Origin of the sequence: Paenibacillus sp. FSL R5-0519, assembly GCF_037974275.1 — a bacterium.
Lineage (GTDB): Bacteria > Bacillota > Bacilli > Paenibacillales > Paenibacillaceae > Paenibacillus.
On the sequence record NZ_CP150234.1, the window covers coordinates 6491760 to 6513140 of the forward strand.

Here is a 21381-nt window from a genome sequence, read left to right on the forward strand (position 1 = left end):
TCACCTCATCTATTTCTCTTCATCTGTAATTGGTTCATCCGTTACCTGATCTGCCTCAATAACCTCCGATTGTTGCTCGGATGCAGGCAGTTCAATAATAACCGTTGTTCCCTTGTTCATGACGCTTTTAATATCCATCATGCCCTTATGTGATTGAATAATTCGCTGACTGACCATCAGACCAAGCCCTGTCCCGGACTCCTTATTCGTAAAGAAAGGCTCCCCAAGCTTGGGCATCATCTCTTCCGGGATACCAATGCCTTCATCCCTGATCTCAATTCTGACGCGCTTCAACTGCTCGTCATGCTTGAGCTTGATGTGGATGTTTCCTCCATTTGGCATGGCCTCCATACCGTTTTTCAGCAAATTGATGAATACCTGCTTCAACTGGTTCTCTTCACAGTGTACCATAGCCGAATCGGATGAGGCACGCAGTACAAATTCTACACCATGCAGGTGCGCCTGACTATCCAGTAAAGAGATGACATCGCCGAGAATAAAACGAATATCCCGATTCTGAAAATGAACCGCCTGCGGTTTGGCCAAAATCAGGAATTCACCAACGATCAGGTTGATGCGATCCAGCTCCGATAACATCAGATCCAGATGACGATGATTCAGCTTGTTGCTCTCTTGCTGTAACTGCAGGAATCCGCGCAGCGTGGTGAGTGGATTACGTATCTCATGCGCGACACCTGCAGCAAGCTGGCCCACGGTTGTTAGCTTCTCAGAGCGTCTGAGCAGCTCTTCCATCCGATTACGGCTCGTAATGTCTCTGGAGACACTAATGAGCGCGGTAATCTCCCCAGCTTCGTCTCGTACCGGAGCCGTACTGACACTGACTTCTACACGAGTCCCATCTTTCTTCATCCAGGTGGTTTCATTGGACGTAATAGACATTCCCTCAACGAGTTGGGCATGCTGACGTTTCATTTCTTCCTCTGCCTCTGGCGGGATGATTTTCAGATTACGACCTTCCACCTCGCGACTTCGAAAGCCATATAATTGTTCAAATGCCCGGTTAACCCGCAGCACTTTCCCTTCAAGATCCGTAATATGAATGGCATCGGCTGTCTGATTGATAATAGACTCCAGATGCTCTTTTACCGCGCGATTTTCTTCATACATCTGTTTCAGACGACTCGTATAATGGCCCAGATTACGAATCATGGCATTAATCCGATTGGCCAGTTGGCCGAGTTCATCCTTCCTCCGTACTTTCAGACGGAAGTCAAAGTGTCCATCCGCTACATCATTCACTTTGCCCAGTATGGATTGGATCGGACGCGTAATATAACCTGCGAGCAGATAGCTACCAAAGATCACGATCTCCAGCAACACCAACGATATTGAGGCATGGCTCACCAGTTGCTCAGACACCATGGAGGATATTTGCTTATAGTCCATGACAATACTGATGACATATGAAGACTGATTAGGTGTGAAAATGGGAATAAAACTCTTCAGCACCTTCTGTTCGTGTGTTTCACTGACAAAAGATACATTCTGCCCTGTCCGAATGGCGCGCACCACAGCACGATGATCTTCATCGGTAGATCCATACTGATACGTGCCAAACCGAATAGGTCTGTTATTCAACTTGCTAAAATTCGAATCTCTTCCGTCATCACCCATGTTCGGGCTGCCAAAAGTCAATGGATTGATGCCTGTAATCTCCAGAATGGAGGGATTGACCTCGCGGATTTTATTCAAAATCTCATCCGGACTAGAGATTTTCACATAGTCATCAACTTCCGTATTATTATAGAAGGGATTGATTATGTAGTTTCTCTTTCCATCATGGTAGTAACCCCAGATATCAATATCCGAGGGACTGGATGTCGAATACTCGAAACCATCGGACCAGAAATGCTCCAGCTTCTGCCCTTGAGGAATCGTTACCTGTTGTTTTTCAAATAATTGTTTAAACGCCTGATACCAATAGGTCATGGATTTGGTGGACAGCCCGATCTCTCTTGGATCTGATGAGCGGCTAACCACAATATCATCAGCCGTCTGTTCCATCAATGAAATATGCGAAACGCCGACCTTTTGACTCAAGCGAACAAGTTCTTCATTTGTGATATTATTAATATCCGGGTCCAACTCTTCCGCTGCCATGACAGCAGCAAGCCACAGATTGTTTCCAATCTGCCTTTTTACATAATCTGAACTGTATTGATTCTGTTCGACAGCAATTGCAATCTGCTTTGCAGTGAGTACCATCTTGGTTTCACTGTCCTGCCTCAGATTCTCTTCTGTAGTATAATAACTCAGTGCGATATTCAACACTAAAATAACGAGCACTGAGCAGGACATAATCATGGATAATTTCGTTTTAATAGACAAGTTTTTTTGTTCACCTCTCGGCTTGTACCCTCTGGCGATATATGGCAAAACCTATCTCCATCATAACGCTTGTATGTCTTTTTGAAAAGGATAATTGACCTGTGACCAAAAGTTACCGAATGACGGAAAAGCTCGAAATTCGTTGTTTTTTGCATTTTTGAACTCTACAATGAAATTAATCACTGTATTTGTCCACATACCCACAGGCTTGTGGATAGTTTGTTTATAACTATGTGAGCAACTATATGGTTATCCACATTTCTATGCACAACATGTTAACAACCCGAATGCCTGTTCGCTGAATAAATGCTTTTTGGAAGGAGTTATATTGTAATGAATGATCATTCTCTCCAGCCCGACCTTTCACAATTATCCGAGGAAGCTCAACATGAGCATTGGATGCGGGAGGCCATTGCTGAGGCATACAAAGCCGAGGCCCTTGGGGAAGTGCCGATTGGAGCTGTAATTGTACAAAATAACCAAATTGTTGGCCGAGGGTACAATCTGCGAGAAACGACACTGGATCCTACCGCCCATGCAGAGATGGTGGCTATTCGTCAGGCAAGCGAGACCATCGGAGCTTGGCGCTTGTTGGATTGTTCTCTGTACGTCACACTGGAACCTTGTCCCATGTGTGCAGGCGCCATTGTACAATCCAGGGTTCCCCGCGTAATCTTTGGTACGGCTGATCCCAAGGCAGGCTGTGCAGGTACACTGATGAACCTGCTACAGGAGCCTCGATTTAACCATCGAACCGAAGTGATCCCGGATATTCTTCAGCCCGAATGCTCCACGATGCTAACTCAATTTTTCAGAAGTCTGCGTCAAAAGTTAAAATAATCACCGACTACAAACATACCAATTGGAAAGGAAGTGTGCTGTAATGGCGTTAACCCTCTATGATACAGCCAATGGCATAAGCCTTCGGTTGCTCACACCCCAAGATACACAATCCTATCTGGACCTGATTCAGATTACACGAATCCCATACCAGTCCGTAGAACCCTTGCGAGAAGATGATTTCTATACATTGGATGCTCAGACTCGACGAATTGAGGATCGGGTCAATGCTGCAGAAGAAGGTACAGGTTACCAATTTGGAATCTACACCATTAAAGACAGCCTGTTGATTGGACAAGTAAGTCTTAACAATGTCGTATTAGGCGTTGCCAATTATGCTGATATGGGTTATTTTATCCATCCGGATTATCAGGGCGGCGGACGAATGACAGCAGCGGTTAAACTGGCCGTAGCCTATGGCTTCCGTGCGCTGAAGTTAAATCGGGTCCAGGCTGCGGTATTGCCTACCAACAAAGGTTCGCAGCGCGTATTGGAGAAGAACGGGTTCCAGTTTGAAGGTACGGCTCGCAAATACCTCAAGATCAACGGCAAATATCAGGATCATCAGATCTATGCTGTACTTGCTGAAGACTTGGATGAACTTGCCGATTAACTAATTTAGAAGCTCCATCACATAGCTGTCTGCACCCCCAATTCAACATGATGCACATTCAATCAATAAAACCGCACTATCCTATTTATGTAGGAGGGAGTGCGGTTTTATTGGTATGTATCCTCAGCCACCATTCAAAATCAAAGGTCAATCATTCGGTGGATATCCCCTCTTACACTATCTAACTTAAAAAACCGCCTGTATCCAAGCGGAAGGAGATGATCCTTCACTTGAATCACAGACGGTTTGAACTCAGCGAGATTAGTATCCGTATGAAGCGCTCATCAGTTCTTCGAACTCTTGCATAGTAATTACGTCATCGCCCGTAGGGATGTTGATTTTGAATGCTGCTTTTTCGTTAATCTTGGTGTACGTATTGGAACCGGTAAATGCCAGTTTCACTTCGTCTTTCGTATCTTCTGGCTTGATCAACACATCAGCGACCATCTTCTGATATACAGGGAAGTCGTTTTTGTCCAATGCGAAATCGATGTTGAATTGGTTAATTGTCAGAACATCTTTCAATTTATCCAAGTCTTTAGCCATTTCAGCCTGATCTGCTTCAGTGATTTTCAAATCTTCTTTAGCTTTGTCGATATCAGCCTGATCCATTTGCAGCATTTCACGATATTCCTCTTTGGACAGAATATCCAACACTTTAGGCATAGCTTTTGTTACCAGTACAGTAACGGCTTCTTTAACATTGTCATTATTCACCGAGAATTGTACAACTTGCTTCGCATCTACACCTTCAGGAAGTTGTGCATCTTTGGTGTCCAGGTTTTTGAAGAATTTAGCTTGATCGTATTCGCTCAGGACTGCGTCCATGACTTCGTTGCTCAGCTTTTGAGTTTTGGCTGCGTCCATAGCATCCGGGTTCCACTCCGTACCCTCTTGTTCAGCCAGTTCTTTCAGATCAAGTTCCAGGAATTTGCCAACAACGTTCTCCGGAATCGGGAAGAACGGAATATTTGGCACTTTCACATAGAGCTTCTCAGCCGTCATCACCATTGGAATGGTAAAGGTCATACCCATATCGCCTTTAAGTTCAATGCCAAGAGTCATCTCTGTCTGCATTGGCTCACTTTGGTATACACCTGTTACATTCAACTGAGCATCCTTCAACATGCTCATAAACTGAGTCATGCTCGGATCTGTTTGAGAAGCATCTCCAGGTTTATAGCTCAATTCATTAATAGTGAAGTTGGAACTCATTTCATACGAAGTTAATTTGGAAGCATTGGCCGCAGCCGTCTTCAATGCCTCTTTTGGTTCCTGCTTGCTGCTACATGCTGTCAAGGCCATGGATACGGTCAACAGCAACGTAAGAAGAAGCGCCCCCATACGTTTAGTCATTTGTTTCTCTCCTCTCGTGATAACCCCAAAAAAAGTAATTCAATATCAATGATATACCATATCACCAGATACTGAAACCTAATTTGGGAAAAATGTGATCTTTCCTCTTTAAAATGGCTACAAAGACCTACGTGAGGTTTGGAAATAACCATGTGCCTGTCTTTGTATATGTATGAATACGCAAAAGCCCCCTGTTAGGTAACAAGGGACTTTTGAGTAAATCTTCTTCTAAGTTAACCTTGAGGATTCAGATGATCCACATGATTTTGATTTTTTACTTTTTTGGAACCGGATAATGGCTCCTGCATGGAAGAACGTTTGGATGAATGATGATGCTGCTGTTCGGCAGCTTGCGCTTCCGGTACAGGAATTGTTTTCGGTTTGCTCATAATGTTGCCCCCTCATCAATGTTAGGAATGGGATGGGTCCCTATCTTCCGTTTTATCATGATTTAGTGCATCCTGATGACGGCGATCATTGATATCTTGCTGGATTTGCTGGGCATGGTGACTGTTTACGGCTGGCTGCTCCAGATCATCAACTACATTTTGCAGGTTTTGGTCTACTCCCGCTTTGGCTTTAGTCAATTGAGTTCACTCCTTGAGATTTCAAGCTATTGTCGCGTCTGGGATTGTAACGACTGGGCGCATTCGTGAATGTGCCTTGTATAATCGTGGGCCAGTTCCTGAATTGGCTCTGTACGCTCATCTGTCGTTCGTCCATCCCGTTCCACATCAATCAGCTGGACACTGACTTCACGGGAATCCACATACTCACATTTGAAATCAAAAGAATACATCTCATGACCAGCTGTCGCAATGTGTATCCGAATGGCCTGCTGATCGGCCTCATCCGCCATTACTTGAGCCTGATCACCCACATTCAAGACTTGAGGCAAACGCTCTTGCCAAGCCCCTACAAGCTCTGTCTGATCGATGTTTAACTCGCGATTCATCTTACCACCTCCACTCCTATAAAGTGCGGCGATGAAGATGTTTTTATACATATCAGACGTACTCAAAATATAATGTTGTACTGAGCAACGTATACACGGGTCACCAACCCGTACCATCACTCCGTTAAACAATCGCATAACGCAAAAAAGGACCCGAGCGAGATCGCTCGAATCCTTGTTATAAGTGTAGTATGGCGGAGAGGGTGGGATTCGAACCCACGTGGAGTTGCCCCCTAACGGTTTTCAAGACCGCCCCTCATTGTAAAAGCCCACCAACCCTTATTTTGTCTGATTTTATGGCACTTATTGTTGAACCGCTACAGCGGTTTCAGTTATAGGTTCAATTGGATACATGACCGTTAGATAACTTCATTTTATTATTCTCAGAAGCACAAAATCAACTTCTAATAACAAAGATACTAGTTATCATCATTTTTTTCGCTTTATCTGTATCTCCAATTTACTTAATTCGTTGGATATTATTTCACTAACAATAAAATTGCACTTCAAATATTCAAATAAATTAGCAGGCGACAGACTGTTTACCATAATTAAAATGCATGGTAATATTTTTACATTCTAATACTAAGGAGAGCAAGATATGCACCCTATTGATTGTTCCGGTAAAGTCTTTATTAAAGAGGAATTAATACATGCAAATAATGCAGCAATAAAGGAAGAAAGAAATCGGCAATTAAAAGAAGATTTTTTAGAAAAGTTATCCCCTGAAATCTATTATCCCATCTGTTTAGCATTCGACCATCATAATAAGGGAGAAGTCCGAGTAGAGATAGTATTTGGAGAAGGCTTATATGGGTTTTTAGATATGTCAAAAAAGAGATATGACTTATTACCTGTTGCTTCAAAAAATGAAGAAGGTAGAGTAATTCTTACATACCCAAATGGAAAAGCTCATCCCGATAATAGACCTTATGAAGAAAAAGTCCATAAAAAATTGGTTAGAAAAAGAGACTTTAGAAAACAAGTACTCGAAGCTTATAATTACAAATGTGCAATGTGTGAGGTAAAAGCGAAGTCTTCTTTAAAAGCTGCTCATATTTATCCAGCACATAAATGCAATGATGATTCAATTAAGAATGGAATATGCTTATGTGCAATTCACGATGCAGAATATGAGGTAGGGAACATATGTATTAAACCAGACGGAACAATAATCAATTTTGTAATTGATGAAATCGTAATTGCAAACTATAATAAAATCTCTCTGCCAGACAATCCAGAAAACCATCCTTCCTCTGAGCGGTTACAACAAAGATTTGAGCTTTCACTTACAAAAAGAAAGAAAAAAAAACTAAATATAGATTTTTAAAATTAAAGGAGCCACAATAAATGGCTCCTTATTCTAATTAATTTATTTAATCCATCTCTCGGCTAATTTATCAAAGGAGATGTCCAGCCATTCTTTTTTCCAGTGTTCGAGATACATTATGTCATTTGAGGAAGGCGATGGGGCACATCTATCAATTGTGACTAAAGAAGGCATAATCAATGCATCACCTAACAGAATTGCATCCCCTTCTTTAAGTGTGGGTAGTGAATCTGTAAGTGGACCTAGCGTATCAGGCATTAGTCTTTTTACATAGTTCTGGTCCTCAGGGTTGGTTAAACGCATGGAGACAAAATTGCTGCATTGTGAAAATATTGTCTCAGAAATTTCGGATGGTCTCTGGCTTACAATCATGGCACTAACACCATACTTTCTTCCTTCTTTAGCTATTCTCTCTATAGATACTCTGGATGCATTGTATTTTGCTGAGCTGTTCTTTGGTACATACTTGTGGGCTTCCTCGTATACTAACAATATAGGAGCATATTCTAAATTAACCTCGTTGTTTGATTGTACCTTTTCCAGCATTTTTTTATAGTGATATCCATATTCAAATATTAATCTTGATATTAAGGATACAGTAATACTTAACACCTCGAACGGAACTCCACTCAAGTCGATTATTGTGACATTTGATTCTCCATCTTCTTCATAGCCTAATATTTGTCTCAAGGTGCTTTCAAACGTATGGCTTTCACTTTTTTCTCCAAATAAAAATTCTAACCTTTTATCCAAATATTTATTTCTTATACGCGAAATAAACTTTTCTAAACTTCCATCATTATAAGTCCCCTTGCTAAAACTCTGGCTTTTCGCTTCTTCGAACTCATATTGTTTTTTAAAATAAAAGTCAAATTTTTCTTCATCTGTTTCAAAAGATTGCTCATTACTCTTTATGCTCATTTTGTTTGGACTTTTATAATTTTTTGTTTCTCTACTTAAATTTAGTAGACAATTCAAAACCTCAGAAACTGAAAATTTAACAGGTGCATCATAAGTTAAATTGCTGTTATCATGGGTAGTTTGTTTGTTTCTAGTTATTATCCTTCTCAGGAGAGATGATTGATTATAAGCTTGATTTTCACCTGTTTCCACCAATAATTCTTCTAATTCCTCTCCATTCATAAGCCAATAAGGCAGAAACAGAGAATCAACATCAAGGTAGTTCGCATGCGGAAACGCAGTATGGTACTCAGAATGGATGTCAAAGATAACTATATGAGAATTATTCAAGTTTTTGTAGCCAACATTTTTTGTTAATGTCGCTTCCTGTAAAATCTTCGCAACTGTATGTGACTTACCTGAACCAGTTGACCCAACTACAGCAATATGTTTATTGAAAAATTTATTTCCATTAACAGGTACTTTAATTGATTTATCTTGAGAAAGTGTTGCAAAACAGAACTTACTATCAATTTCGATTGAATCATAAATTTGTTGAATTTCTTCATTTTTTGCTGTCTCTACATCAGTTGGAGGAATAGCAATGTTATTGCCTCCCCTTGTGAACTTACCATCAACATCTAAAAAGCCTATGGGCATTGCTTCTATAAGATAAATACTATCTTTGTTTTCTTCCTTTTGAATTGTAAAATTTTCAATTATACAAATTAATGCGCAATCTTCGCTATCAGATACTCTCAAATAAGAACCCACAGAAAACTTTTCACTCTGTAGCTTAAATTGCTCAATATTATTGATTTCAATTTTAATTTTGTTAGGTAGAACAGAAATAACCTTTGCGACTTTCTCCTCAATATCAAACATACTCATTGTACATCGCCCTCCTAGGTTAAATTATATTTAATATCTGAGAAATATCTTCAAGATGAATGTTTGTAATTCGGTCTTTAGCTCCATCTATCTCAAGATAATCACTTAAATAGAAATGGTAAATTTCATTAATGTAATTAGCACTTAGTACCTCTTCTAAATTCTTCTCATTTATAATTTTAAAAAGGCAATCGTTGTCATCTTTAAACTTCTCAATTCTAAATCTGTCCCCATCAAAAAATGTGCCATCATTAAATTTGTCGCCGTTATCATACACAAGTTGTTTGAAATGATTTGTTCTCTCTCTGCTCAATTTTCTCAAATAAAAAATAGGAGGTGGCGATTTACTAAGTCTCTTATATTTTCTTATAATCTTAGACATTATCTTGGCTATAATAGAGAAGTGCAAATCTTCATATACATCTACTATGAATAACCTTTCTAAATTTAATAAATTTAAGTCAACTGTAAAATACATCTTTTTAAGGTATCTTTCATATTTTTCTCTTCCAAGATAACTAGCGTAACCCGAATCGAAGAACAACTTTCTCGCCTTTATTACATATGAATCTAAATTTGATTTATTAATCATCCTTTGTAACTTATCTTTATTTATTGATAATTGAAGTAAATGAGAGCGAATCATTGCATGATGTAAAATAGCCTCCTGCCTATCTTTTAAACTGTAGGAAGATTCAATTAATGAAATGACCTCGTCAAATTGCGTAATAAAATCCTCAGTATAATAAAGTTCAAAGCATTTTAAGAATTTTGCTTTTTGCTGAGCTGTATAATTAGATTTCTCAACCGATAGAATGTCGTTTAATTCTTTTATAGATAAATTCTTCTTGTGTGAAACTGTATTTTTAAAGTAACAATGCAAGCGATATTTTTTACTTTCATCCTCTTTATGTAAATCTAACAACTGAACAATTGGTTTTCTAATTTTACTATGAGCATATGTTTGTGATTCTTTATGTTTTACTTGAATGATAAAATTTTCATAGCTGATATCTTGCAATTGTTCAAATAGAACGTCTTGAGAAGGATTCAGCAATATAGTTTTTATAGTCATATCGAATTGATATAGAAATCCTTTTACTGCATAGTATCCGCCATCTCTGTCTTTGTTTACATTTTCCGATAAAGTCCCCAATTAAAGCACCTCTTCAAGGCTAAATATTTTAAGTTACTTATATTCTAACTGCCTTGTTTGACAATGTATGTCGAAATAAGGCGAATCTATTACAAGTAGTTAAAAAACATTTATCGTCAATTAAACTGTTATTAAATCCAAATTCATCTATATATATACCGTTACATTTCAATACGATATTCTGAACAAACTGATTCTGATAATATACCTTATCTGAAGTGGGGGAGGGGGATATTCGCCGGAACGGAATCAGAACGAGGAAGTTAGGGCTACGCAGGGTCACACACAAAAACTCCGGTTTACCAAGCGCACTTTAGTTAGATGAAGTATAAGTCATGATTATGTATCCATCGGTTCCAACGACAACATTCTGCTAAGCAACATTTTTGTTGGCAATATTCTGACAAGCCCATAACATCCTTTTATCTGAATCTTAGCGCCGCCACTATAGGAATGATTACGTAAGCGCTTAGATTTGGACGACGACTTGCATAAGAATATATTTTATCCATTGGCAAGTAGAGTATAATTTTAATTTTAATACGTCATATTGTTCACTCCTCTGCCAATGCATATTTGATTTTAAACATGCGGATTATATTTCATTCCAGTTCAGGCGGCAAGTACCTAACCATTTAACTAAGATGACTGGGTACTTCAATCATATATATGTTATATCATTAATCAGCTATATATTCTTTGCTAATGCCTATAATTTGAATCGTCAACAGGGACATGTTGAATAAGATTGACGATTGCTTGCTTTGCTTCGCGGTAAACGGATTATTTTGGGTAATAAATAACCTTTCTGCCTATAGTTATAACTTTAATAATTATATATATCTTCTAAGATAAGAGAGATACTACTTTTGGGAAGTCCCTAAAACCCTTATGGCTCTAAGGCTGAGACCACTTTAAAGTTTGCAAAAATACCCCTCGGTTGTTCAATATTCCTGCAAAAACACCCCTCGATTGAGATTGCATTTTCCTCTTATAAAATTTGTGAATATCACTTTCCGGTACATGTTACAGGAACAGCGCATTAATTACGGCTCTGTTCCGTCAAAGTAAAGTCTGCTTTCACTAGTTCCGATGCAATACCTCGATAGAATAATGATGGATTGACTTTGTAAACACTGTTCTTCCCAGCCTTAAACGAGCCAAAAACATGCTCGCCAGACAGCTTAATTCTAAGATGTTCCTTGACATTCTTTTCATCCATACCAGTGATTTCTACTACATCCCTTAGAGATAATGCTTCTGCACTGGATAAATCCTTTTCGTAGGGATGCCTTACAAGGTGATTACTTTCAAAGTGCATATATGGGAGTATACGATATAAGAAACCAATATCAGCGGGCTTTATATCCTGCTGACTGTACAGTTCATGCATAGCTTCGATGAAAACCTTGACTAGTCTAGTCTCTTTGCTTGTTCCCCTTAGGCAATAGGCTTTACTGATGTAAAACGCTTCATATTCTTTCTTAAATAAAGAAACCCTTTGGCTTTGTATTAAGCCTAGTTCATCGAACCTTCTGAGCAAGTTGGAATATGTTCTTTTATCTCTTATCCTTAGTACTTCCGCTAGTCCCTTCTCAGTCATAGGTATTCTTGCATCTAACGACATTTTAAGCATGTTGTCATAACCTATATATGATTGAAGCACCAAAAAATATCCCAACTCCTTTGTACTCAACCTCTCCATTGTCGCTAATTGTTTTGCTCCTTCCATATTCACCATCGTAAATGGATTTTCCGTCCTGTTCCTGTAAGTCTCCAGCTTCCCCCTCCTTCTAGCCGCTTCCCGCATTTCAGGGGTTATTACTATGCAATCGGTTCGTTCTTCCCCATTCCCATCTATTACTCTATTAACTCTACTTCTCTTTAATCTTTTGTCTGCTTCTTCGAGTAGCTCACGCGCTATACTCATTCTTTTCCCGCTCCTGCCACCATAACTTTGTTAGATTCAATCCATTTAGCCACTTCAGCAAGCTGATACCTGACCATGTTGTATGATAATTTGACAGAAGGTAATCCCTCATGTTTCCATCTGCATAGCGTGCGTTTAGAAATGCTGTACTTGTCACACACTATATTTGAACTCACTAAACTTTCCATTCCCACTTCTCCTTTGAATAATCTACTTTAAGAGCTTTGATTCTGACTTAATATGCCTTATTCGGACACATCTATATATTTAAGAAGACAGCTTCAAAAATCCCCACATAGTCGAATGAAATTCAAACTCATAATGGATGCTGGAGAGGGGGGGAACAAAACATCTGGAATGCTGATACTGCCAAAGTTGCGGAAACAAAAAAAGACGACCTCAGTCTAGAAAGTCGCCTACAATCAAATATTAGATTTTAAGGAGAAGTACAGTCTTTCTTTCCTACTGAAATCCGAGGACTTTGCGGCGGCGGGAAAGATAAATATTAGTCCTGCTTGTCCTGACGATTTTTAATAAATCCAATGAGCTCCTCCGTTGTCTCCCATCCTTGAATGACCCTATCTAATCTACGAACTAAATCGTAGTTGGCGTCTCCCCCAAATCTATATTGCCCAAAAACCATTTTTATCAAATGGTTTAATTTTGTGCGAGTATTTTCAGTATATTGATTAAACTCACCAGCCATCTCCAAGAACTTCAAAGCTGTTTCATCTTCGATAATTTGCTCTAACGGCTTTTTTGTGCTCATGGCGCCCACTCCTAATAATTAAAATATTCGTTGTTCCGCTGACTTCAATCTTCTCGTCTTTTCTTCTCATTTGAGGACTTCATTTGTTCTGCCGTCAGTTTCTTAATAGGTTTTGATTTAGAATATTTCCTTAAAGTCCTTATCCTTCTGTATTCCTCAATTCCAATAATTTTGCTCACTTGCTTCAATCGTATTCCTCCTCAAAGTTATTTCTTAAACTTTTGCTCAATCAGATACAGGATGGCACCAAATAGCATTCCAATTACAAACCAATAAGTTTTTAGAAATTCTTTAATTCCATTCCCTAAATCAGCATCGATATGGTTAAGAATACTGGTTGAAAACAAACCAAAACACCCCCCTTATTATTTCGTAAGGGGGGTAGTGAAGTTATATTATAAGTAGTATTCCCTTACATATTTTATCACAAAAATTACGCTAATGTTAGCCTACATAGTGCTCATCATCTTATCTACAACATCGCTTAGATACTTTTCTGAAAATGCCCAGAAGTTCAGGTGGTAGTTACACCATCTTCCCAGCCATACCTTAGTCCATAAGCACCGCTCAGTCCCCTCTGTTCATAAACTTCTCATATTGCTCACGAACATCAGCAACATCCTGATTAACATAACGGTTGACCATCTCCATTGATGAATGTCCGAGCAATCGTCGTAATGAAAAAGGGTCACCTGTTGCCTTTATATAACGAGTAGCAAATGTATGGCGGAATGTGTGAGGACTTATACGAACCCCCGTAATCTTTGCCTTCTTCCCGATGTAGCTAATACATCTTGTTGCCCAATTCTTATCTAATGGCTGACCATATTCATTTAGAAATAAGTTTGGAGCTTGTCCGTTCATCTCATGCCAAGCAAGGTAAATAACCAATAGTTCTTGGGTTCTTACTCCAAAGTAAACTGTCCGTGCTTTTCTATTTTTAGCTGATTCTGCACGTACGGAAGCAGAGCGATTCTGTAAATCAATTTCCTCTACAAATATTCTCATGCACTCCCCAATACGCACCCCAGTATCAAGCAGAAAAGACATCAATAATGCATCACGCAGTCCCAAGAAAGTAGTCAATTCACAGCAATTGAAGAGCTTTCTTTCCTGTGCCTTTGAAATCACTTGGAAATCTTCTTCAGGTACCTTCAATAACTCAACATTTTCAAATGGAGATTCTTTTATGATTCTTTCACTTATAGCCCAATTAAACATTGCCTTAACTGTACGTAATCTAATATTTATTGTTGAAGGCTTCAACCTCTGTACCGTCAACATAGATGAAATCCATACACGGATGACATCACGGTTAGGTACAAAGTTATCAAGACCGCTGTACTCGTTGGCTAAGAAACGCCGAAACCAGTTCATATGCTTTCTGTAGTCTTCTAAGGTGCCTTCTGCCGCCCCTGCCGCTTGTCGTGCGGCGTAGTAACGGTTAAATAGCTTGTCCAGTGTCAACGTCTCAGGGCGAGGTTTCTCGGCTTCTTGAAGCGTGGACCGAGGCGTTTCCAAGACCGAAGGAGTAAGGCGGTCTAATAACCGCTGGGGAATGTCTAAATTATTCTTCCTTTGCCCGCGCTTTTGCGGTGTTTTTCCATTGCTTGAACTCATATTGATTACCTCCCGTTAGATTTTTCACTAACGGTCACCAATACAAAAAAACGCACCAGACCGCTGTTCAACAGTCTAGTGCGTTTCAATCATAATCGCCGTAAAGCAATGTACGGCGTGTCATTTAAAGGTTATGGCGGAGAGGGTGGGATTCGAACCCACGTGGAGTTGCCCCCTAACGGTTTTCAAGACCGCCCCGTTATGACCGCTTCGGTACCTCTCCAGGGAATTAACTTTTATAAACTTGCCACGAAAATTATCATACCATATCTCGACAGCATAATGCAACCTTTTTTTATATAAAAATTTATGATCCGTATCAGACAAATGCCCTTATAATACAAAACACTCCAACCCGTCATTCAAAATGACGGATTGAAGTTGTATTCCTCTTGATAAGGATGGTTAACTCTCGCTTAAGAGCGACGTGCAATCACACTTGTGCCGCCCATATAAGGACGCAATGCTTCAGGAATAACAACCGTACCATCTTCCTGTTGATAGTTCTCCAGGATAGCGGCTACCGTCCGTCCAACGGCCAATCCTGACCCGTTCAATGTATGCACAAATTCCGGTTTGGCTTTTGGCTCTCTGCGGTAACGGATATTGGCACGGCGTGCCTGGAAGTCCTCACAGTTGGAGCAGGAGGAAATCTCACGATAGGTGTTGCTCTCAGGTAACCATACTTCAATATCATACGTTTTAGCTGAAGTGAAGCCCATATCCGCGGTACACAGTGTCAAAACGCGATACGGCAATCCCAATAATTGAAGCACACGCTCCGCATTTTGAGTCATTTGCTCCAACTCTTCATACGAAGTCTCCGGAGTAGAGAGCTTGAGCAGCTCTACTTTGTTAAACTGATGCTGACGAATCAATCCGCGTGTATCCCGTCCTGCCGAACCGGCTTCAGAACGGAAACATGAGCTGTATGCCACAAAGTGCTTCGGCAATTGATCTACATTCAGAATCTCTTCGCGATGATAGTTCGTTACCGGAACTTCAGCAGTAGGGATCAGATAATATTCGGTATCTTTCAACTTGAACAGATCTTCTTCGAACTTAGGCAGTTGACCTGTTCCAAACAAGCTATCCCGATTAACGATGTATGGAGGCAGAATCTCTTCATATCCATGTTGATCGCTGTGCAGATCCATCATGAAGTTGATTAATGCACGTTCCAGACGGGCACCCAATCCTTTATAAAAGGTAAAACGTGATCCTGTTACTTTGGCAGCCGCTTCAAAATCAAGGATATCGAGATCCTGGGCAATTTCCCAGTGAGCTTTTGGTGCAAAAGTAAATGACTTGGGCTCTTCCCAACGACGAATCTCAACATTGTCGTCTTCAGAAGCTCCAACAGGTACACTTTCGTTAGGAATGTTCGGAATCGCCATGGTGAGATCATTGATCTTCACTTCCAGTTCCCGAACTTCTTCGTCCATGGCTTTGATACGATCAGAGACTTCGCGCATCTCCACAATCAGATCATCTGCATTTTCACGATTCTTCTTCAGTCTAGCAACTTCCGCAGAGACCGTATTCCGACGGCTCTTCAGCGTCTCACTCTCTTGAAGCAATTCCCGACGTTTGGTATCCATCTCGGTAAATCCAGCGATAAGATCCAACGATTTGCCACGTTTAGTCAATGCTTCCTCTACACGTGCATACTCATTCCGCAATATTTTCACATCAAGCACGATATACCCCTCCTAAATAACCCCACGAAGTGAAGCCTTATGTTAAATCGATTCTCAAAAATCTACTGTGTATACCTTACTATATACTTATCGGAATCTGTAACCACAAAAACAACCTATGTCCCGGTGCGACCCTCCGCTGCGATTCCCGCTATGAAGCAGATACAGGCAACATCAGGCATCCGTTCAGATGCAACTGCCAATCAGCGGCCTTACAAGGCTGCTGGGGAAGTGATCCGATGACCGGGAGATCATAGGTTGTACATCATACACTATTTAGGGTCTACCGCGTGTTTGTAGGACTTGGCCATGTCTACAAAATAAGCATGCAGACGATAGTCATCCGTTAACTCCGGATGATACGAGCAAGCCAGCAAATGTCCCTGACGAGCTGTAACAATCTCATCATTGTAAGTAGAGAGTACCTCTACCTGCTCTCCAACACGCTCAATCAAGGGAGCCCGGATAAACACAGCTCTCACCGTTTCCTCGATGCCATTGACCGGCAAGTCTGTTTCAAAACTTTCTCTCTGCCGTCCAAATGCATTTCGGGATACAGTCATATCCATTAACTCCAAATGGGCCTCTTCCTGTCCCGTGATGTGCTTAGCCATAACGATTAAGCCAGCACAGGTACCAAATACCGGTTTGCCGTCAGCAGCAAACGCTCGAATGGCATCCATAAACCCATATTTACGCATCAGTTTGCCAATCGTTGTACTTTCCCCGCCAGGAAGGATAAGACCATCCAGATCATGCAATTGCTGAACCTGTTTGATAGCCACACCTTCTGCTCCAGCGCGTTCAATACTCCGTATATGCTCTGTGACAGCCCCTTGAAGCGCTAATACGCCGATCTTCATTTGCACATTCCCCTTCTCATACCAGCCGCGATCTTGCATACGCTCGGAAGGTGCAAGTTTGGATATCTCTATGCCCTTCATCGGTGCTCCAAGATACTTGGACACTTCGGCCCGTAATGTATGTGTCGTTCATTACCTTATATAGAGCAGTTAACCCACTCCACTAGGTAAAAAAAACTTGGAATTTTCCGCCTCATTATACGTGAATTCTAACTTGATATTTTACCGGAAAAATTGTAAATATACAATCCATCCGGTCGAATAACTTGTATTTTGGCAATGATATAACCACATATCATCCAATTCACGATCATACTTTTTTACAAGAAGTATCCTATAAGCTAGAACAGGTTTTTGATCCCGTCAAAAAGATCGACGAAGAAATCTTTAACAGCTCGGAAAAACAAACGGAACCATCCGCCTTTATCAGCCTCTTCCGCTGTGATCAAGTTCACTGTTTTTTCCTGAGGCTCAATTCCATCTGCTTTGTACGTGTACGTAACTGTACCAACCTTCGTACCCGCTTTGATTGGTGCTACCAGCTTGTCAGCCTCAGTTACGTTGGCTTTGAACGTCACATCCAGGTTCTGAGTACCTTTGGGTACAACGAAATTTACCGCATTATCCGTTACGACAGGAACGGTTGTTTCTTTACCTTTTTTCAAAGGTACAGCTTCCCAGCCCGTCACTTTGGTCTTGCCTGCGACAGCCTGCTTCACTTCAAAGTTGTTAAATCCAAAGTCCAACACCTTTTTAGTTTCTCTGAAACGTGCGGATTCCGAATCTGTGCCCATAACAACACTAATTAGACGCATACCGTTACGTTCGGCTGTACCTGTAAAGTTATTACCTGCGTTCGTGGTATGGCCTGTTTTCATTCCATCCAGACCTTCATAGGCATAGCTTTTGAAATTGGTTATATTTTTATTCGCTTCCAGCATCCAGTTATAATTGATTATTGGTGCTTTATCATTTGGACGGAACTTATAGGATTGAATGGTTGTAAAATCTTTGTAGTCTGGGTGATCCATGATGATATATCTGCATAGAATTGCAGCATCCAGTGCGGACATGACTGTTTCCTTGTCTTCAGCTGGGCGGAAATCAGCAGGCATATCTGCTCGATCGAGACCGGAAGAGTTGATGAAGAACGTATCCTTCATGCCCATACGCTTCGCTTCATCATTCATCATTTTCACGAAATCTTCTTCCGAACCTGCAACATGTTCAGCCAAAGCGACCGTAGCATCATTAGCAGACCCAACAGCCATAGCAATATAGAGATCCTTAACTGTGTGTTGGTCCCCTTCAGCAAGGAAAATACGCGATCCGACACTTTGTGCAGCATTCTTTTTAACAGTTACAATATCGTCCCAGCCGAGTTTACCTTGTTTAACTTGTTCAGCGACAATGTACTCTGTCATCATTTTGGTCATACTGGCAGGTGGCATGGCTTTATCTGCATCGACATTGAGCAAAATCTGCCCCGTTGATGCCTCCATGAGAACGGCTGACCTAACCTCAAGCCCTAATGAGTCTACCCCAGGTACCTGTACAGCTTTCTCCGTCTTCGTTGTTGTTGCTGCAGCAGTCAGGACCTGCCCGGAGTCGTTCGCAGCAGCCATGACTGGCATTACTGCAGACATGCAAAGCATGTTAATTAGCATTACCGAGGCTACGCTCTTTTTGAGCATTTGGCGTTTCTTCTTATTCATGTGTTTGGCTTTCAATGATGAATACTCCCTTCGATCCAAAGCATTGTTAATTGCTTCAGTGCAGCTTATGCTGCGATTTTCTTGTTCCCTAAACTGCATGTTTGATGTGTGAGATGTGTGCTATATGCGCTGTATCGAACGAGCAATATTATTGCTCCTAAAGTTCGTTATCGATTGTCACTTAGTCCGCATTTTGCGAATGCTTATGTAAAAGGACGTCCGCGCTTCTGTTTGGCTGGCAGCCTTTTCTTGCACTGCATTTGCTTTTCATAACCATATTCATAGATTCACGTCAAATAGCCGCCGCAACGCCTTAATCCATCCATGGATCGTCACCGCTTGTTCTATTCTATCACAGGGGTATCTGCAAAAAAAGACAGACCCGGTGAAAATCACCGAGCCTGTCCTGGAAATAATTAACTCTCTTCCGATTACAAAGAGTAGTTAGGTGCTTCTTTTGTAATCTGTACATCATGTGGATGGCTTTCACGCAGGCCTGCACCTGTAATACGAATAAAGCCAGTATCGTTCCGTAGCTGCTCCAGGTTGCTTGTACCGCAGTAACCCATACCGGAACGCAAACCACCAATCAGTTGGTGAATCGTATCAGACAATGGACCTTTGTAAGCGACGCGACCCTCAATTCCTTCTGGAACCAGTTTCTTGTCATCATCTTGGAAATAACGATCTTTACTACCTTGTTTCATTGCAGCCATTGAACCCATGCCGCGATAAACTTTGTAGCTACGTCCTTGGAAAATTTCAGTTTCCCCCGGGCTTTCCGCTGTACCGGCAAACAAACTTCCCAACATAACCGCGTGTGCACCTGCAGCCAGTGCCTTCGTAATTTCACCGGAATATTTAATTCCGCCGTCCGCAATAATTGGAACTCCATATTCACGTGCCACTGTTGCACAATCGTACACTGCCGTTACTTGAGGTACACCAATACCAGCAATTACACGTGTTGTACAAATCGACCCTGGACCAATACCCACTTTGACTACCGAAGCCCCTGCTTCAATCAGGTCACGAGTAGCTTCACCAGTAGCCACGTTACCTGCAACGATGGTCAGGGTAGGGAAACGTTCGCGAAGCTGACGTACTGCTTCAATGATATTAATGTGGTGTCCATGAGCCGAGTCTACCGTAATCAAGTCGACACCAGCTTGTACCAAAGCATCCGCACGTTCAAAGGTGTCCTTGGAGATACCAATCGCTGCACCAACCAACAGACGACCTTGAGCATCTTTGGCTGCATGAGGGAATTGAATGGCTTTCTCAATATCTTTAATAGTGATAAGACCTTTCAGTGTGTTCGTCTCATCAACTAATGGAAGTTTCTCAATCTTATGTTTCTGAAGGATACCTTCAGCTTCTTGCAATGTAGTACCTACAGGAGCGGTAACCAGATTCTCACGAGTCATAACTTCGCTGATTTTGATGCCGTAATCATGGATAAAACGCAAATCACGGTTGGTTAAAATACCAACCAGCTTCTGATCTCCTTCAATAATGGGTACGCCGGAGATCCGATATTTCGCCATAACTTCTTCTGCATCAGATACCAGATGATCTGCTGTGAGTGAGAATGGATTCGTAATTACACCACTCTCTGAACGTTTAACCCGATCTACTTCTTCAGCCTGTTGTTCAACAGACATATTTTTATGAATGATACCGATACCGCCTTCACGTGCAATGGCAATAGCCAAAGTCGCTTCAGTTACCGTATCCATTCCTGCACTAATCAAAGGAATATTTAACTTCACAGTGTCGCTTAAACGAATAGATACATCTACTTCTTTAGGCAGTGTCTCGGATTTCCGTGGCACTAGCAATACATCATCAAAGGTGAGGCCTTCCTTACCAAATTTATCTTCCCACACGCAAGTGTTCCTCCTTATGGTTGCTCAGCTTTACGGTCCAAAACCCGAAGATTCCAGGCTGTATTTTACGCCGAAAATACGTTTTCTGAAAAATTTATTATTGCCATCTTAGCAAAGCGATATTTAGACTGTCAAGGAAAAGTACTTGGTTATATTAGGTGTATTGCCTGATGAATACAACTGTTTTTGTCGTGCGGACAACTTGAAAAAATATAACCTATAAATGTCTGCACAAATCAAACGACGTCTATTTCTATTGAGCCATTTAGGATACAAAGTTTCCGTTTTCAGGCTTTTTTTATACCTCAAGTACTAATTTGTATATAAATAAAAACCACCACCGAATAACATCGGCAGTGGTTCTTTGCTTGGCGGCGTCCTACTCTCCCAGGACCCTGCGGTCCAAGTACCATCGGCGCTAGAGGGCTTAACGGTCGTGTTCGGGATGGGTACGTGTGGAACCCCTCCGCCATCGCCACCAAACGCGGTGCTTACATTTCAGAGT

19 protein-coding genes, 1 tRNA gene and 1 rRNA gene are annotated in these 21381 nt (G+C 41.0%); 3 read left to right on the forward strand and 18 right to left on the reverse strand.

Translation table 11 applies throughout. The features are described from left to right. Positions 1–9 precede the first annotated feature (9 nt). Entirely contained in the window at positions 10–2349 is a 2340-nt protein-coding gene (locus tag MKY73_RS29250; RefSeq protein ID WP_339304923.1) for an ATP-binding protein, read from the reverse strand. A gap of 333 nt (positions 2350–2682) precedes the next feature. Here MKY73_RS29250 and tadA point away from each other — a divergent pair, with 333 nt between their 5' ends. Together tadA and MKY73_RS29260 are read left to right on the forward strand one after the other, a co-directional pair. After that, complete coding sequence (tadA, locus tag MKY73_RS29255) at positions 2683–3189, forward strand: tRNA adenosine(34) deaminase TadA (RefSeq protein WP_339304925.1); 507 nt, start codon at positions 2683–2685, stop codon at positions 3187–3189. 43 nt (positions 3190–3232) lie between these two features. Then, the gene (locus MKY73_RS29260; RefSeq protein ID WP_339258196.1) at positions 3233–3802 is read left to right on the forward strand and encodes a GNAT family protein; all 570 of its coding nucleotides are present in this window, start codon (positions 3233–3235) and stop codon (positions 3800–3802) included. A 261-nt stretch (positions 3803–4063) separates the two neighbouring features. Here MKY73_RS29260 and MKY73_RS29265 read toward each other — a convergent pair whose 3' ends face one another. The 4 genes from MKY73_RS29265 to MKY73_RS29280 form a co-directional block, all read right to left on the reverse strand. Beyond that, positions 4064–5158, reverse strand: coding sequence for a hypothetical protein (locus MKY73_RS29265; RefSeq protein WP_339304927.1), 1095 nt, complete (start codon positions 5156–5158; stop codon positions 4064–4066). A gap of 233 nt (positions 5159–5391) precedes the next feature. Next, the gene (locus MKY73_RS29270; protein ID WP_339304928.1) at positions 5392–5547 is read right to left on the reverse strand and encodes a small acid-soluble spore protein P; all 156 of its coding nucleotides are present in this window, start codon (positions 5545–5547) and stop codon (positions 5392–5394) included. Positions 5548–5568: 21 nt separating this feature from the next. Continuing rightward, complete coding sequence (locus MKY73_RS29275) at positions 5569–5745, reverse strand: hypothetical protein (protein WP_339304929.1); 177 nt, start codon at positions 5743–5745, stop codon at positions 5569–5571. A 26-nt stretch (positions 5746–5771) separates the two neighbouring features. Next, positions 5772–6113, reverse strand: coding sequence for a hypothetical protein (locus MKY73_RS29280; RefSeq protein ID WP_253428947.1), 342 nt, complete (start codon positions 6111–6113; stop codon positions 5772–5774). Between the two features lie 601 nt (positions 6114–6714). Here MKY73_RS29280 and MKY73_RS29285 point away from each other — a divergent pair. Beyond that, entirely contained in the window at positions 6715–7443 is a 729-nt protein-coding gene (locus MKY73_RS29285; protein ID WP_339304930.1) for an HNH endonuclease, read from the forward strand. Positions 7444–7485: 42 nt separating this feature from the next. Here the strand turns inward: MKY73_RS29285 and herA are convergent, their stop codons facing one another. From herA to rrf, 13 genes are all read right to left on the reverse strand, one after another. Beyond that, on the reverse strand, positions 7486–9234 hold the full coding sequence (gene herA, locus MKY73_RS29290; protein WP_339304932.1) for an anti-phage-associated helicase HerA: 1749 nt from the start codon (positions 9232–9234) through the stop codon (positions 7486–7488). Positions 9235–9253: 19 nt separating this feature from the next. Further along, positions 9254–10390: a hypothetical protein gene (locus tag MKY73_RS29295; protein ID WP_339304933.1), complete on the reverse strand. Its 1137-nt coding sequence runs from the start codon at positions 10388–10390 to the stop codon at positions 9254–9256. A gap of 1042 nt (positions 10391–11432) precedes the next feature. After that, the gene (locus MKY73_RS29300) at positions 11433–12320 is read right to left on the reverse strand and encodes a hypothetical protein (RefSeq protein ID WP_305025922.1); all 888 of its coding nucleotides are present in this window, start codon (positions 12318–12320) and stop codon (positions 11433–11435) included. Further along, positions 12317–12508 (reverse strand): hypothetical protein, encoded by a 192-nt coding sequence (locus tag MKY73_RS29305; RefSeq protein WP_305025923.1) that lies wholly within the window; start codon positions 12506–12508, stop codon positions 12317–12319. Before MKY73_RS29305 ends, MKY73_RS29300 begins: the two co-directional genes overlap by 4 nt. A gap of 317 nt (positions 12509–12825) precedes the next feature. Next, entirely contained in the window at positions 12826–13089 is a 264-nt protein-coding gene (locus MKY73_RS29310) for a hypothetical protein (RefSeq protein WP_305025924.1), read from the reverse strand. Positions 13090–13133: 44 nt separating this feature from the next. Beyond that, entirely contained in the window at positions 13134–13277 is a 144-nt protein-coding gene (locus tag MKY73_RS29315) for a hypothetical protein (RefSeq protein ID WP_215079060.1), read from the reverse strand. Positions 13278–13656: 379 nt separating this feature from the next. Beyond that, positions 13657–14709 (reverse strand): tyrosine-type recombinase/integrase, encoded by a 1053-nt coding sequence (locus tag MKY73_RS29320; protein WP_339304936.1) that lies wholly within the window; start codon positions 14707–14709, stop codon positions 13657–13659. 134 nt (positions 14710–14843) lie between these two features. Next, a tRNA-Ser gene (locus tag MKY73_RS29325) sits at positions 14844–14932 on the reverse strand. Positions 14933–15125: 193 nt separating this feature from the next. Next, positions 15126–16409: a serine--tRNA ligase gene (serS, locus tag MKY73_RS29330; RefSeq protein WP_339304938.1), complete on the reverse strand. Its 1284-nt coding sequence runs from the start codon at positions 16407–16409 to the stop codon at positions 15126–15128. Between the two features lie 272 nt (positions 16410–16681). Beyond that, positions 16682–17272: a pyridoxal 5'-phosphate synthase glutaminase subunit PdxT gene (gene pdxT, locus MKY73_RS29335; protein WP_339308793.1), complete on the reverse strand. Its 591-nt coding sequence runs from the start codon at positions 17270–17272 to the stop codon at positions 16682–16684. A gap of 341 nt (positions 17273–17613) precedes the next feature. Continuing rightward, positions 17614–19002, reverse strand: coding sequence for a D-alanyl-D-alanine carboxypeptidase family protein (locus MKY73_RS29340; RefSeq protein ID WP_339304940.1), 1389 nt, complete (start codon positions 19000–19002; stop codon positions 17614–17616). A gap of 416 nt (positions 19003–19418) precedes the next feature. Further along, entirely contained in the window at positions 19419–20876 is a 1458-nt protein-coding gene (gene guaB, locus MKY73_RS29345; protein ID WP_339304942.1) for an IMP dehydrogenase, read from the reverse strand. A gap of 366 nt (positions 20877–21242) precedes the next feature. Beyond that, positions 21243–21359, reverse strand: a 5S ribosomal RNA gene (gene rrf, locus MKY73_RS29350). Between the last annotated feature and the right edge of the window lie 22 nt (positions 21360–21381).

Excerpts from the sequence above, each read along its gene's own strand:
- MKY73_RS29260 (WP_339258196.1), top strand. The coding sequence starts at position 3,233 with ATGGCGTTAACCCTCTATGATACAGCCAATGGCATAAGCCTTCGGTTG.
- MKY73_RS29310 (WP_305025924.1), bottom strand. The coding sequence starts at position 13,089 with ATGAGCACAAAAAAGCCGTTAGAGCAAATTATCGAAGATGAAACAGCT.
- MKY73_RS29270 (WP_339304928.1), bottom strand. The coding sequence starts at position 5,547 with ATGAGCAAACCGAAAACAATTCCTGTACCGGAAGCGCAAGCTGCCGAA.
- MKY73_RS29280 (WP_253428947.1), bottom strand. The coding sequence starts at position 6,113 with ATGAATCGCGAGTTAAACATCGATCAGACAGAGCTTGTAGGGGCTTGG.
- MKY73_RS29305 (WP_305025923.1), bottom strand. The coding sequence starts at position 12,508 with ATGGAAAGTTTAGTGAGTTCAAATATAGTGTGTGACAAGTACAGCATT.
- pdxT (WP_339308793.1), bottom strand. The coding sequence starts at position 17,272 with ATGAAGATCGGCGTATTAGCGCTTCAAGGGGCTGTCACAGAGCATATA.
- herA (WP_339304932.1), bottom strand. The coding sequence starts at position 9,234 with ATGAGTATGTTTGATATTGAGGAGAAAGTCGCAAAGGTTATTTCTGTT.
- MKY73_RS29265 (WP_339304927.1), bottom strand. The coding sequence starts at position 5,158 with ATGACTAAACGTATGGGGGCGCTTCTTCTTACGTTGCTGTTGACCGTA.
- MKY73_RS29285 (WP_339304930.1), top strand. The coding sequence starts at position 6,715 with ATGCACCCTATTGATTGTTCCGGTAAAGTCTTTATTAAAGAGGAATTA.
- tadA (WP_339304925.1), top strand. The coding sequence starts at position 2,683 with ATGAATGATCATTCTCTCCAGCCCGACCTTTCACAATTATCCGAGGAA.
- MKY73_RS29320 (WP_339304936.1), bottom strand. The coding sequence starts at position 14,709 with ATGAGTTCAAGCAATGGAAAAACACCGCAAAAGCGCGGGCAAAGGAAG.
- MKY73_RS29300 (WP_305025922.1), bottom strand. The coding sequence starts at position 12,320 with ATGAGTATAGCGCGTGAGCTACTCGAAGAAGCAGACAAAAGATTAAAG.